At 66.1% G+C, this 13,694-nt stretch carries 10 protein-coding genes; 4 read left to right on the top strand and 6 right to left on the bottom strand.

All coding sequences use genetic code 11. From position 1 onward, the window contains the following. Positions 1-39 precede the first annotated feature (39 nt). The gene (locus AB0H61_RS25830; RefSeq protein WP_357309154.1) at positions 40-435 is read left to right on the top strand and encodes an SDR family NAD(P)-dependent oxidoreductase; all 396 of its coding nucleotides are present in this window, start codon (positions 40-42) and stop codon (positions 433-435) included. Positions 436-869: 434 nt separating this feature from the next. Continuing rightward, entirely contained in the window at positions 870-1,772 is a 903-nt protein-coding gene (locus AB0H61_RS25825) for an alpha/beta hydrolase (RefSeq protein WP_357309151.1), read from the top strand. 656 nt (positions 1,773-2,428) lie between these two features. Here AB0H61_RS25825 and AB0H61_RS25820 read toward each other — a convergent pair. Next, entirely contained in the window at positions 2,429-3,331 is a 903-nt protein-coding gene (locus AB0H61_RS25820; RefSeq protein ID WP_357309148.1) for a helix-turn-helix transcriptional regulator, read from the bottom strand. 102 nt (positions 3,332-3,433) lie between these two features. Between AB0H61_RS25820 and AB0H61_RS25815 the strand changes: the two genes are divergently transcribed. Beyond that, positions 3,434-4,876 (top strand): MFS transporter, encoded by a 1,443-nt coding sequence (locus AB0H61_RS25815; protein ID WP_357309145.1) that lies wholly within the window; start codon positions 3,434-3,436, stop codon positions 4,874-4,876. A 74-nt stretch (positions 4,877-4,950) separates the two neighbouring features. On the opposite strand, the gene AB0H61_RS25810 is transcribed toward AB0H61_RS25815, so the two are convergent. After that, complete coding sequence (locus AB0H61_RS25810) at positions 4,951-6,177, bottom strand: MCE family protein (protein ID WP_357309142.1); 1,227 nt, start codon at positions 6,175-6,177, stop codon at positions 4,951-4,953. A 165-nt stretch (positions 6,178-6,342) separates the two neighbouring features. On the opposite strand from AB0H61_RS25810, the gene AB0H61_RS25805 reads away from it, so the two are divergent. After that, positions 6,343-7,692 carry a cytochrome P450 gene (locus AB0H61_RS25805; protein ID WP_357309139.1) on the top strand — a complete coding sequence of 450 codons (1,350 nt, stop codon included), beginning with the start codon at positions 6,343-6,345 and terminating at the stop codon, positions 7,690-7,692. A gap of 61 nt (positions 7,693-7,753) precedes the next feature. Here AB0H61_RS25805 and AB0H61_RS25800 read toward each other — a convergent pair whose 3' ends face one another. The 4 genes from AB0H61_RS25800 to AB0H61_RS25785 all read right to left on the bottom strand — a co-directional run bounded on the left by AB0H61_RS25800 (position 7,754) and on the right by AB0H61_RS25785 (position 13,658). Continuing rightward, positions 7,754-8,980: a cytochrome P450 gene (locus tag AB0H61_RS25800; protein WP_357309136.1), complete on the bottom strand. Its 1,227-nt coding sequence runs from the start codon at positions 8,978-8,980 to the stop codon at positions 7,754-7,756. A gap of 31 nt (positions 8,981-9,011) precedes the next feature. Next, positions 9,012-10,625 (bottom strand): succinic semialdehyde dehydrogenase, encoded by a 1,614-nt coding sequence (locus AB0H61_RS25795; protein WP_357309133.1) that lies wholly within the window; start codon positions 10,623-10,625, stop codon positions 9,012-9,014. Positions 10,626-10,801: 176 nt separating this feature from the next. Continuing rightward, on the bottom strand, positions 10,802-12,394 hold the full coding sequence (locus tag AB0H61_RS25790; RefSeq protein ID WP_357309130.1) for an acyl-CoA synthetase: 1,593 nt from the start codon (positions 12,392-12,394) through the stop codon (positions 10,802-10,804). A gap of 25 nt (positions 12,395-12,419) precedes the next feature. Continuing rightward, positions 12,420-13,658, bottom strand: a complete 1,239-nt coding sequence (locus AB0H61_RS25785) for a hypothetical protein (RefSeq protein WP_357309127.1) — start codon at positions 13,656-13,658, stop codon at positions 12,420-12,422. Between the last annotated feature and the right edge of the window lie 36 nt (positions 13,659-13,694).

The raw sequence follows: 13,694 nt of genomic DNA, 5'->3' as shown, positions 1-13,694 counted from the left end.
CTATGTTCTCCTCATCGCCCCGACGGCGGCCCGACCGACGTGGCCGAGTTCACGCGGCTGTGGAACACCAACGTCGTGGGCACCTTCAACGTTATGAGCCGGGCAGCCGCCGCGATGCTGAACAACAAACCCGACACCGACAGCGAGCGCGGCGTCATCATCAACACCTCATCCGTAGCCGGCGAGGAAGGCAACGCCGGCATGCTCGGCTCCGCCGCGGCCAAGGCTTCACCACTAGGTATGACACGCCCGGCCGCACGCGAGTTCGCCGGTCACGGCATCCGTGTCAACACCATCATCGCCGACCACTTCGACACCCCAATCCTGGACGTCACCGGACGAGAAGGCGCCGCCGGGCAAATCAAGTTCTTCCCGAACCATCACCGACTGGGCAAATCCCGAAGAGTTCGCGGCGTTCGCAGCGCACATCGTTGAGAACGGCTTCGTCAACGCCGCCGCGCCTCGGCTCGACGCGGGCTACCGAATGCCGATGTGACCGGTGTATTCGCTGGCCATCGCACGACATGCACTCAGAGCCTTGCTGAAGCTCTAGCCATGTTGCGAGTGACTACGAGTGACGCAGCACCCCATCGGCGTGGATGGATCAGCCACGTTGCCATGCCCGTAGCACTGACGTGGCGAGGTCAATGGCGACCACGCGGGCGCGGCTGCCTCGCATGGATTCTGCCCCCGCGCCGACACACCGAACACGCGCACCGAGAGGCATTTGGCCCCAATCTGTTTCGATGATCGGTCAGTATTGACATGCAACGTAATGATTGACTGCGCCGACGACCACGATCGGTACAACCCTCCTGGTTGCGGTTGATGATGACCTTGCTACATGACGTATTGAATCAGGAGGTAGCGTGCGGATCGACATCGCATTCACCAGCGGGAGCGTAACCTTGCGCGGGTGGTTGTACCGGCCGGCGAACACCACAACGACCGGGGTTCCCTTGGTGGTCATGACACATGGTTTCGCCGGGGTCAAAGAGTGGGTAGCGCCGTTCGCCGAGGTCTTCACCAACGCTGGTCTCGCGTGCCTGGTGTACGACCACCGCGGGTTCGGGACGTCCGACGGCGAGCCGCGCTACGAGGTGGACCCCACGGCTCAGATCGAAGGCTATCGCGACGCGATCACCTTCGCGCAAACCTTGGACGGTATCAATCCGGATCGTATCGCGGTGTGGGGCACGAGTTTCGCCGGCGCGCACGTGCTGGTCGTCGCGGCGATCGACCGCCGTGTGTGCGCCGTCGTATCCCAGGTACCGCTCACCCACGGTTGGGCTACGTTCAGTCGGCAGGTGTCGCCCATCATGCTGCCCGCCATGCACTCCGCCATCGCGGCCGACCGCCTCGCCCGGGCCGCCGGTAAGCCTCACCAAATGATCAAATTGGCCTCCGACGATCCTGCCGAACCGGTCGCAACGCCCGGCGCCGACATCTACGCCTGGCTGATGGCGAACGGCCCCCAGGTCCCTACCTGGCGCAACGAGGTCACCCTCTCCAGTGTGGACAAACTCCAGTCCTACACCCCGGAAGCATTCCTGCGGCGGGTATCACCGACACCGCTGCTGATGGTGGTCGCCGACGAGGACACACTCACCCCGACCGACATCACCCTCACCAGCTACGCCGAGGCATTGGAACCGAAACAACTCGAACTGGTGCCCGGTGGCCATTTCGCGGTGTATGACGAACAGTTCTACCAGGCCTCGAACGCTGCTCGTGAATTCCTGCTCACCCACCTGACCCGTAGTGGTACGTGATTCTGTCGGTCGTTCTTCGCGTTGTTGTCGACGGGCTTCGTGACGATGCCGTCGCCTTCCGCTCTGCCGAACTCGCCCGCAATGAACTCGACGGCCTCCCACTGAATCACGCTGAGCTCGCTACCCTTCGCCGAGCTTGGAGGAGGACTCCATTCCGCCTGGCGACCATGGCACCGGAGCGTTCTTCATCCGGGAGTGCTGGATCGTTCCTCGACGCAAGGATTATCGCCGCTGGGAATGCTGCGCCACGCACCCGCCCAGCCACAACGCCAATAGCGGCGCCATCGGAAGTCCGGGGGGTTTTCGAGGGGATTGACACCCCTGAAGAACTCGAATACCTCGATGAGGTGGAGCAAACCCTGTCGGGACCACTCACCGAAAGGCAATTGACGCTGCTCCGCCGCTGGTCGAACGGTGGATATCGACAGCCCACTGATTAACCCGGAACACACACCACTGCCCCAAGAGCCCGATCCGACCACTTCGCTCGAGCATCCAGCCCCATCGCAGCAACAACATGCGGCATAAGCAGCGACGACTTCGCTCAGCCGATTCGATCGCGGGCTTCTTCCTGGCCCTACACCGGCCGCGCTCAACCAACCTTTCCTCAGCCTCAACAGAACTCCGCCCACCCCCAAACGCATCACCCGCCAGCGCTACCCCGCAGCCGCATGGAACTGCTCCCGATGCTCATTCCACGGACGCTGACGCTCTTCCTCACTCATCGCCAGCAACTCACGCAACTTCACCCAGGCGACCTCATCGGTCGGGGTATACACCTGCATCCACGCATGCGGAACCGACGGCAAACTCATACTCGTCAGGAACATCTCCAACTGACCGACCGCCAAATTCCGGATCTGCTTGGTCCGACTCGCAGGCACCGCCACATCATTACGAGCCCACAACGACGCGAAACTCACACTCTCCGAACACAACTCCGCAATGAACTCCTCCCAACCCGGATCCCCGAGATTCTTCGCATACGCCCCACGCAAATAGCCGACCATACGGCGCAGATCATCCCAATTATGGTGATAGGTATTGCAACACTCCGGCGTCAGAAACACCCGCCTGGCCACATTGCGTTCACCCAGCAGAAAACCCGGACACAACGCCTCATACGACTTGTTATGCGCCAACACGTCATACCGCGCACTCAACACCACACCGGGCAACGGTTGCAGATGATCCAGGATCACCTGCAACTCCCCCGGCAACACAGTCCCCGCATGCGCACTCGGCACCGTCGGCACATCCGCCAACCGATACACATGCGCCTTCTCAGCCGCATCCAACCCCAACGTCCGCGCCACCGCATCCAACACCTGCACACTGACATTGATCTCTCGGCCTTGCTCCAGCCAGGTGTACCAGGTGACGCCGACGCCGGACAGCTGCGCGACCTCCTCGCGCCGCAGGCCGGGCGTGCGCCGCCGCGGACCGGGTGGCAGGCCGACATCGTCCGGGGTGATGCGCGCTCGCCGCGACTTCAGGAATGCGCCGAGTTCGCTGCGCCGGGCCTTGCGCAGGGCGCGGGCGTCCACCACATTCGTCATACGACGATCGTCGCCCATCGGGTGCGGCTTATCCAGGTGGTGCCAGTACTAGTTTTATTGGGCTCCTGTTACTGGTGTCGGAAACGCTGCACGATCAATGGCATGACCCAGACCTTGTCGCCGAAACCGGCCGCGGGCGCCCAGGCCACCGGCGCGGCGCCGCCCGCGTTCGACGCCCGGCGCACCCTCGCCATCCTCGCGGTGATCCTGACCGGACAGTTCATGGCGGTACTCGATGCCTCTATCGTCAATGTCGCCATCCCCTCGATTCGCGGCGATCTGCACACCAGTGGGTCGGCGCTGCAACTGATCGTCGCCGGATACGTGATCGCCTACGCCGTGCTTCTGGTGACGGGTGCGCGGCTGGGTGACCGATTCACCCAGCGCCGCACCTTCATCGCCGGACTCGCCCTGTTCACCGCGGCCTCCCTCGCCTGCGGTCTGGCCTGGGACGAGACCTCGCTCATCGTATTCCGCTTCGCCCAGGGCATCGGGGCAGCCGCGATGGTGCCGCAGGTGATGACGCTCATCCAGCGCAATTTCACCGGCAATGCCAGGGCCAAGGCGCTCAGCGCGTACTCCGCTATCATCTCCGGCGGCATGGTGGCCGGACAGGTGCTGGGCGGGCTGATCGTCAATGCCGACCTGTTCGGAAGTAGTTGGCGCGGAGTGTTTCTGGTGAATGTGCCGATCGGCGTGGTGCTGCTGCTGGTCGCACCGCGGGTGCTGCCGGCCAACACCGCCCGCTTCGACCGCGCGGTGGATCTGCCCGGACTCGGCATGTTGACCCTGTCGGTGCTGCTGCTGGTGCTGCCGCTGGTACTCGGCCACGAGCAGGATTGGCCGCTGTGGACGTGGATCACCCTGGGCGCCAGTGTGCTCGGCGTCGCGGCCTTCGTGCTGATCGAGCGGGCGGTCGCGGCCCGCGGCGGCGAACCGCTGTTCGCCCGGCGCGCATTGCAGGCTCCCGGCCTGTTGCTCACGGCCGCAACGCTGTTCGTGGTCATGGCCACATTCGGCGGCTGGATGTTCGTGATGGCCATACACTTGCAGAGCACCCTCGGCTACACCGCGCTGCACGCCGGACTGCTGTTCATTCCGTTGGGCCTCACCTTCGCGCTGGCCAGCCTGTACTGGGAGCACGTCCCGGCCCGGTTCCACGCCACGATGATTCCGGCGGGCCTGGTGCTCGCCGCTGCCTCGATGGTGGCATTGGGCATGCTGCAGCGCGACGGCGCCGAATTCGGCGTGGTGGCCCTGATCCTGTTCGGCTTCATGGGCATCGGCAACGGACTGGCCTTCAGCCCGCTGATGACGCGCACCCTGGCCAAGGTGCCGATGGATCTGGCCGCCGACGCGAGCGGCATCCTCGTCACCAATGTGCAACTCGGGATCGTCGTCGGTATCGCCTGCTTCGGCACCGTCTTCCTCGGCCTCGCCGGGAGCACGGCGCTCTCGGCCGCGCATGCCCTCGGCGGCACCGCGATCGCGGAGGGCGTCACGGTGCTGGTGGCCGCCGCCCTCGCGACGCGGGCCGCGCGCTAGTACAGGCGGGCTCGGACCCCGGGGTCACCTCCGTATGGCGGAGGCGACCCCGGGGTCTCGGCATCCGAGCCGATTCAGCGCTCGGTGACGCCGGGCAGCCCCGCGAAGAGCAGCGCGAAAACGGGCGGAGCATTGGCGAACAGCCGGGTGGAGGGCACGAAGGGCGCGCCGTCGTCGGTGTCGGTGACGAGGTAGTCGGAGTGGGTGCCGGGGACCCAGTTGTCGATGCCGAAGCACCGTGGGCCACCGGTGGCGTTCACCTTCGGTAGGTCGTCCGGGTAGGTGTAGGGCCTTTCACCGAACATGAAGCCCGCGTTGAAGACCACCCAGGGCTTGCCGCCGCTGCCGAACAGGTCGTCGGCGGCGGGCAGGGTCTGGGCGAGCGCGTTCACCACGCAATGCAGCACGGGCGCATAGACATTCAGCAGGCCGGTGGTCGGGCGCAGCGTGCGCAGCGCCGCCGTCAGCGGCTGTTCGCTCTCGTGGAGGACGGCGGTGGTGGTATCGGCCAGGCCGATCAGATTGAGCAGTACCGCGTCCAGGTCGGCTCGACCGTCGACGAAGGACGCCCCGGTCACGGTGGCATTGTCGGTCGTGCGCACCAGGTCGTCGGCGGTATCCGCGTAGAGTTCGGTGACGCGCGCCGCGCCTGCCATATCGCGCTGCAATGCGGGCAGGCTCGGATCGAGTTCGCGCAATACGGCATCGGCCCGGGCCAGCAGCTCGCCGAGTGCGACGCCGCGGCCCTGTAGCGCGGTCCCCAGCGCGGCGAGTGTCGCGTTCAGGTGACCCGGATCGACCTTCGCCAGCAGGGCGGTGAGGTGTTCGAAGAGGGTATTGAATTCGACGGTCACCGACTCGGCCCGCACCACCGTCCCGGGCCGCCAATGTGTGGCCGACGGCCGTTCCGGCGCAATGATATTCACATACTTTCCACCGAAGACCGTGGTGGACCGGATGTCGACACGAGCGTTGTCCGGAACCAGGCGCAGCTGCTCCGGACCCACGGCCAAGCGCAGTCGCACCCGGTCGGCGCCCCGCTCGATCGCCGCCACCCGGCCGATCTCGACGCCGCGGAACTTCACCCGCGCGTCGGGTTCCAGGACCAGCCCGCTGCGTGATGTCTCCACGGTCACCGTGGCCATGGGCGTGAAGCGGCCCGCGTACATCGACAGCGCCAGGACGATCACCGCGGCCAGCGCGAGAACCGAGGCGACACCGGCGAGTTTCAGTCGTACGAGCTGCCACCACGCGTGTGCCACCGCACGCCACCCGGATGTCGACCACTGTGTCGAAACCATTGCCTCACCTGCCCGGAGCCGGAGCCGCGCATCGCGGCGTTGGGCCGGTGGGCGGTGATCGGCTCGTCGCGCCGTCTCCGGTCCCTTGCCCGGCCACCGTTGCCATAGTACTGTCCAGACAGGTGTCCATCAGCAGTCTGGACAGTCAGCTCGGGAGGATTTCCCATGACCCTGGTCAAACCGCGCCGCGTCTCCGGCGGGCAGCAGGAATACGGCCATCTCGACGAATTCCGCGTCGATCCCATCGGTCTCATGCGCCGGGTACGCGAGGAATGCGGCGATGTCGGCGCATTCGATCTCGCGGATCGACGCGTGGTGCTGCTCTCGGGCGCCGAGGCCAACGAATTCTTCTTCCGCTCCGGTGACGACGATCTCGATCAGGCCGCGGCCTACCCGTTCATGCGGCCGATCTTCGGCGACGGCGTGGTCTTCGACGCCAGCCCCGAACGCCGCAAGGAAATGCTGCACAACGCGGCACTGCGCGCCGAGCAGATGCGCGGGCACGCCGCGACCATCGCACGCGAAGTGGAGCGGATGCTGGCGGGCTGGGGTGATTCCGGCGAGATCGATCTGCTCCATTTCTTTGCCGAACTGACCATCTACACCTCCTCGGCCTGCCTGATCGGCACCAAATTCCGCAATCAGCTGGACGGTCGCTTCGCCCGGCTCTACCACGATCTCGAACGCGGGACCGACGCACTGGCCTACGTGGATCCGTACGCGCCGATCGCGAGTTTCCGACGTCGCGACGCCGCGCGCGTGGAATTGGTCGAGCTCGTGCAGGGCATCATGGACGGCAGGCGCGCGAATCCGCCTGCGGACAAGGATGATCGGGACATGTTGGACGTGCTGATCTCGGTCCCGGACGAGAGCGGTGCACCGCGCTTCAGCGCCAGCGAGATCACCGGCATCTTCATTTCCATGATGTTCGCGGGCCACCACACCACCTCGGGCACCGCCGCCTGGACGGTAATCGAACTGCTGCGGCATCCGCGCCTGCTCGGCGAGGTGGTGACCGAACTCGATGACCTCTACGCCGACGGCTCCGATATCAGTTTCGGTGCGCTGCGCCGGATTCCGCGGCTCGAGGCCACCCTCAAGGAGACGCTGCGCCTGCATCCGCCACTCATCATTCTGATGCGCGTGGCACGCGGCGAATTCGACGTCTGCGGGCATCGCATCGAACCCGGCGACCTGGTCGCGGCCACCCCCGCCGTCTCCAATCGCATTCCCGAGGACTTTCCGAATCCCGATGCCTTCGATCCGGCCAGGTACCTCGACCCCAACCAGGCGGACCTCGTCAATCGGTGGACCTGGATTCCCTTCGGGGCGGGCAGGCACCGCTGCGTGGGGGCGGCGTTCGCGCTCATGCAGCTGAAGGCCATATTCTCGATGCTGTTGCGGGACTGGGAGTTCGAGATGGCACAGCCCTCGGAGAGCTACCGCAACGATCACAGCAAGATGGTCGTGCAGCTGGAGCAGCCGTGCACGGTGCGGTACCGCAGGCGGCGGTAGTACCGCGGATCGCGATCGGCCCGCACGACAACCGATTCCCGGTGTCGCGCGGGCCGTCTGCTCATTCGTAGCGGACCTGCCAACTCTTGATCCCGTTGATCCATCCCGACCGCAGCCGCACCGGATCCGTGACCTGGGCGAGGTCGGGCATGGCGTCGGCGATGGCGTTGAACATCAGATCGATCTCCAGCCGGGCCAGGTTCGCCCCCACGCAATAGTGGGCCCCGGTGCCGCCGAAACCCACGTGCGGGTTGGGATCGCGCAGGATATCGAAGGTGAACGGATCACCGAATGCCTCATCGTCGAAATTTGCCGAGCTGTAGAACAATCCGAGTCGCTGCCCGGCCGCGATCGGCTGCCCGCCGACCACCGTGTCCCGGGTCGCGGTGCGCTGGAACGCGGTCACCGGGGTGGCCCAGCGGACGATCTCATCGGGTGCGGTACGCGGGCGGCGCTCTCGGTAATGCTCCCACTGGTCCGGATGGTCCACGAAGGCCTTCATGCCGTGTGTGATGGCATTGCGGGTGGTTTCATTGCCGGCCACCGCGAGCAGGATGACGAAGAATCCGAATTCGTCCGAACCGAGTGCCTCGCCGTCCACGTCGGCATCGACCAGTTGGGTGACGATGTCGTGCGCCGGGTGGCCGCGCCGCTCTTCGGCCATATTCCAGGCATAACCGAGCACCTCGGCCGAGGCCACCGCGGGATCGCCGAAATCCGGATCGTCGTAGTTCAGCATCTGATTCGACCAGTCGAACAGCTTGCGCCGATCATCCTGCGGCACACCGAGCAGTTCCGCGATGGCCTGGAGCGGCAGCTCGCATGCGACCTGTTCGACGAAATCGCCACTGCCGGCATGCTTCGCCTCATGCACGATGGCGGCGGCCCGTTCGGTCAGCGCCGCGCGCAGCCCCTCCACCGCGCGTGGGGTGAAACCCTTGGAGATGATGCGGCGGATTTTCGAATGCTTCGGCGGATCCATATTCACCAGCAACGCACCCGTCAGCGCCAACTGCTCCGGGGTGATGTCGTCGGGGTACCGGATGATGGCACCCTTCTGCTCCGAGGAGAAGACCTCGTGATCGCGGGAGACCTCACGGATATCGGCCATCCGGCTCACCACCCAGTAGCCGCCGTCGCGGAAGCCGCCCGAGGAGTCGTCCGGCTGGGCATTCCACCACACCGGCGCGGTCCGCCGCAGCGCCGCGAATTCATCGACCGGACTTCGCGATTCCCATAGACCGGGATCGGTGAAATCGAAGCCTGCCGGAAAGGCCGGAGCTGCCATGATGCCTCCTCGGGCGGATGGCGACCGCGGTTCAGCGCATTCGGGTGCGGCGCATGAATCGCAGTGTCGCGAGGGTTATCTGGAATTGCTTCTGATACGGCAGGCTCGAAAGCGCGGCGAGCACCTGGCGCTTCTGCACGCCGATATTCACGCCGTCGGTGTACTTGAGCAGCCCCGCGTCGCCGTGGCGGTTGCCTACACCGGACTGTTTCACCCCGCCGGACGGGGTGGCCTTGGCGGCGTATGTGGTGACGAAACCATCGTTGACGTTGATATTCCCGGCCTCCAACTGTCCGGCGATGCGCTGGGCGCGAGCCAGGTCCCTGCTCCACACGCTGGCATTGAGGCCGTATTCGGTGTCATTGGCGAGCCGGATCGCCTCCTGCTCGTCGGTGAACCGGTAGACGCTCACGACCGGCCCGAAGGTCTCCATGGTCGCGTGTGTCATATCGGGGGTGACATCGGTCAGCACCGTGGCCTCGTAGAAGGCCGGGCCGATGTCAGGGCGCGCCTGCCCACCGACCAGCACCGTCGCGCCCTTCTCCCTGGCATCGGTGACGTGGGCGGCGACCCGCTCCATATGCTGCACCGATACGAGTGAGCCGAGTTCGGGCGTGTAGTCGTAGGTGGCGCCCATCTTCTCGTTCAAATCCGCTGCGGCGCCGACCAATCGGCGTACGAACTCGTCATGGATGGTCTCGTGCACATAGATTCGCTCGATATGCATGCAGGCCTGGCCCGAGTTCCCGAAAACCGCGAATGCCGTGCCTGGGATCACCTCGTCCAGGTTCGCGTCATCGAGAACGATCATCGGGTTCTTGCCGCCGAGTTCCAGGCTGCAACCGATCAGGTTGCGGCCCGCCCCCTCCCCCACGATCCGTCCGGTCGCGGTCGATCCGGTGAACATGACGAAGTCGGCGTTGTCGATCAGCGTCGGGCCGACATCCGCGCCCTCGCCGCAGACCACCTGGAACAGCCCCTCCGGCAGGCCCGCCCGGTACAGCAGTTCGACGCCGAACAATGCGCACAACGCGGTCTTGTTGTCCGGCTTGAGCACCACGCCGTTACCCGCGATGAGCGCGGGCATCGAATCCGACAGCGCGATGGCGAAAGGGAAGTTCCACGGCGCGATGACCGCCACCACGCCCTTGGGCCGGTGCTCCTCGATCGAGGTGGTCACCATCGGGACCGGGCCGCCGCGCTTGATCGGCCGCAGCACCCGCCGCGCGGTCTTGAGGTAGTGACTGATCACCATAGGCACGTCGCAGGATTCCTCGACGGCCATCCGGCGGGTTTTGCCACTACCGATCTGGATGAGATCGGCGCTGGTTTCGTACTCCTCCAGAAACAGTTTGTGAGCCCGTTCCAGCACCGCCAGCCTGCGCCGCAACGGCCACGCGGCCCATTCCCGCTGTGCCGCACGTGCCTTCGCGTACGCGTCGGTGATGTCCCTCGGCCGTGACTGCGGCAGTTCGCCGACGGCCGCGCCGGTGTACACCTCGATCATCTCGTAGGGTGCGGCGGCATCGGCGCTGCCCGCCGCCGGTGCGGCGGACACCATGGCGGTCAGCCCAGCGATCAGCTCCGGAGTGATCCGAGTGGGTAGGGTGGCGGTGGGATCGGGGCGGGTTTCGGTGGTGCTCATCGGGCTCTCTCCATCACATGCGCGGAAATCCTGGGGACGCGATCGGTCCGGCTCCGCCAGAATTAGAACACGTTATTGTTTTCCGGTCGAGGGTGCCGGACCTGCTTCGCCTCGGGCCGATGGCCGGTATCCGCCGAGGACCGGGCGAGTTCTCCCCGTCCGCACGAAATCGGTTGTCACAGAACTTCATATGCCGGCTCCTGGGTTGCGGCGTACTCCTTGGCCCAGCGGTAGTCGGGTTTGCCGCTGGGTGCGCGGGCGACCGACTCGGCCAGCCAGATCCGGCGCGGCACCTTGTAGCCCGCGAGATGTTCGCGCACATGCGCCTCCAGCGCCGCGAAGTCCACCCGGCCCGAGGTCGAGACCACGGCCCCGACCTGCTGGCCCCAGCGGTCGTGCGGTACTCCGATCACCACGGCGTCGTAGATCGCGCCGTACGCCTTCACCACACCCTCGACCTCTTCGACGAACACCTTCTCGCCGCCGGTATTGACGACCATATTGCCGCGTCCGAGCAGCGTGACCGTCCCGTCCGGCTCCACCCTGGCCCGATCGTCGGTGACCACCATCCGGGCCCCCTCGACAGTCCGGAACAGGTTCTCGGTCTTCACCGGATCCTTGTAGTAGCCGATCGGAACCGATCCGGTCTTCGCCAGCCACCCCTGCTCGCCCGGCCCGACCGGGCGACCCGCGTCGTCCACCACTACCGCACCGCGGCCGGTCTGCACCCGTGGCCCGCGCGTGGGATTGTCATCCTTTTGCGCGAAACCGATACCGCCGAAACCGGTTTCGGACGAGCCGATGGAATCGGTGACGACGGTCGAGGGAAACAATTCCAGCAGCGCGTTCTTCACCGGTTGCGACAGCAGTGCCGCACCGGAACCGATGGCGAGCATCGAGGAGACATCCACCGGCGCGGACCGGTAGGCGTCCAGGAGTGGCCGCGCCATGGCGTCACCGGTGATGACCAGAACCTGGGGCCGTCTGCGCGCCACCGTTTCCCAGATCCGGTCGGCGTCGAAGCGAGGTTCGAAGATCACCGCATTGCCCGACCACAGCGCGGTGAATGTCGGCATCATGGCGGCCGCGTGGATCAGCGGCGGCAGGATGAACCAGGTGGCCTGCTCCCCCTGTGCGCCGACCCTGGACTGCTGGAATTCGTCGGCGACCGGTTCGCCGGTGTAGAAGTCGATGCCGCCGCCGAGTACCCGCCACATATCCTCCTGGCGCCACATGACGCCCTTGGGCAGGCCGGTGGTGCCTCCGGTGTACATCATGAACAGGTCATCGCTACTGCGCGGCGCGCCGGCGCGGTTCGAGGCACCCGCGGCGACCGCGTCCTCGTAGCGCACCGCGTCGGCCTGCCGCACGTCATCGCCCACCACGATCAGCTGACGCAGTGCGGGCGCCGCAGCGGCCGCCGCGCGCACCGCGGACTCGTAAACGTCGTGATAGAACAGTATTTCGAGATCGGCATTGTCGTAGACGTAGCGCAACTCGTCGACGCCGTAGCGGTAGTTGATATTGATGGGGACGGCCCGCGCCTTGAAGCAGGCGATCAGCGTCTCCACGGTGGCGATGCCATTGTGCATCTGGAAACCGACGTGGGTACCGGCCCGCACACCCACCGAGCCGAGATAGTCGGCCAGGCGGTTCGCCCGTGCGTCCAGTTCCGCGAAGGTGAGGCTGCAATCGCCCTCGATGACGGCCACCCGGTCCGGCATCGCGTCCACGGAGTGCTCGTACAGGTCGGCGAAGTTGCGCGCCATAGCGATTCGATCTCTCGGTCGGCGCTCACACCACGGTGAGCGGCAGCGGAATGCCACGGTCGGCGAAGGTGAATGCGGCGCCGCGGCTGAACCGGGTAATGGCGACCTCGGTCGCCTCCTGGAAAGGTGTGGCGGCGAAGGCGATCTCGGCGGTCCACCCGAGCCGCTCCGCCTCGACCGCGCGGACGTAACCGCGCGCGTTCACACCGCGCACCATCGCCTCGAGCGGCCCGAGTTGCCCAGCCTCCAGCAGCGCGGGCCACGCGCCGTCCGCGATGGCGTCGCTGTGCCGGGGGAACCACACCCGCACCACGTCATCGGTGACCGTGATCTCGATACCGGTGTAGGGCAGCGGATTCCAGGCCGGATGCAGCCGTAATACGGTGGCCACCGCCTGCGCGTCGTCCCCGAGTCCGAGCGCGGCACGCAATCGTTCGGCGGCGATGCCCGCGATGCCGGTGAACTGCTTGCGGCCGATCGCCACGGCCGCGTCGGTGCGTGCCCGCACCGCGACGAGGAAGCCGAGGGTGAGCAGGTGGTGTTGCAGGCAGACCTCATCCGCCATCCGCACCAGCGCGGATTTCGAGAAGTCCGGGAACCGCAGATCGCTCAGGAGCGGGCCCGCGTAATCGGCGCGGCCGTCGTTCGCGTGATCGATCGCGGGCAATTCCAGTTGCGCGGCGGCGGAATTCGCGACCAGCTCCGCATTGGCGGGTATCGGCGGCGGGGTGTGCGCGGAGTCGATGGTGACCGTCCACGCGCACATCGGATGCCGGTCGGCGGGTGTGCGCGGTGGCCGGTGGATGGGACGCACCCGCGCGTGCGGGTTGGTGGCCAGCGCGGTGGCGTCGAAGGTGGGATCCTCCATATCGTGGCACATCGCCACCACGAATTCCGGCCCCATCGGCTCTACGTCCAGCAGCGCGCCGCAGTGGTCGAGCCAGAACTCGCCGTGATCGTGATCGTCGACGCGGAACCGGAAGTCCATGAACTGCGGCGGCGCCCCGATATCCAGCTGCAAGCCCTTGAAGATCGTCTCTACCCCGTCGCCGCCGATGCCGAGCGCGCGCCGCATCCGCCGCGTATACACCGGACTGGCCAGTTGCCACTCTTCGATCGCTACCGCTGTCATCCCATCGCGCCCGAAGGCGGCCAGGCAATGCGCCATGCCGGAGCGGTCGATGAGATGGCCGGTGAGCAGCAGTTCGGGCAGCAAGCGGGCCAGCGTCTCGCGCGGCAGCGCCGTGTAATTGCTCGCCGTCATCGTCGCCGCCGCTCTCCGCCCATCGCAGACACTCCG

The organism is Nocardia sp. NPDC050710 (genome assembly GCF_040654375.1).
Lineage (GTDB): Bacteria > Actinomycetota > Actinomycetes > Mycobacteriales > Mycobacteriaceae > Nocardia.
This window is presented reverse-complemented; position numbering and strand designations above follow the sequence as displayed.

Excerpts from the sequence above, each read along its gene's own strand:
- AB0H61_RS25785 (WP_357309127.1), bottom strand. The coding sequence starts at position 13,658 with ATGACGGCGAGCAATTACACGGCGCTGCCGCGCGAGACGCTGGCCCGC.
- AB0H61_RS25820 (WP_357309148.1), bottom strand. The coding sequence starts at position 3,331 with ATGACGAATGTGGTGGACGCCCGCGCCCTGCGCAAGGCCCGGCGCAGC.
- AB0H61_RS25815 (WP_357309145.1), top strand. The coding sequence starts at position 3,434 with ATGACCCAGACCTTGTCGCCGAAACCGGCCGCGGGCGCCCAGGCCACC.
- AB0H61_RS25790 (WP_357309130.1), bottom strand. The coding sequence starts at position 12,394 with ATGGCGCGCAACTTCGCCGACCTGTACGAGCACTCCGTGGACGCGATG.
- AB0H61_RS25805 (WP_357309139.1), top strand. The coding sequence starts at position 6,343 with ATGACCCTGGTCAAACCGCGCCGCGTCTCCGGCGGGCAGCAGGAATAC.
- AB0H61_RS25810 (WP_357309142.1), bottom strand. The coding sequence starts at position 6,177 with ATGGTTTCGACACAGTGGTCGACATCCGGGTGGCGTGCGGTGGCACAC.
- AB0H61_RS25795 (WP_357309133.1), bottom strand. The coding sequence starts at position 10,625 with ATGAGCACCACCGAAACCCGCCCCGATCCCACCGCCACCCTACCCACT.
- AB0H61_RS25800 (WP_357309136.1), bottom strand. The coding sequence starts at position 8,980 with ATGGCAGCTCCGGCCTTTCCGGCAGGCTTCGATTTCACCGATCCCGGT.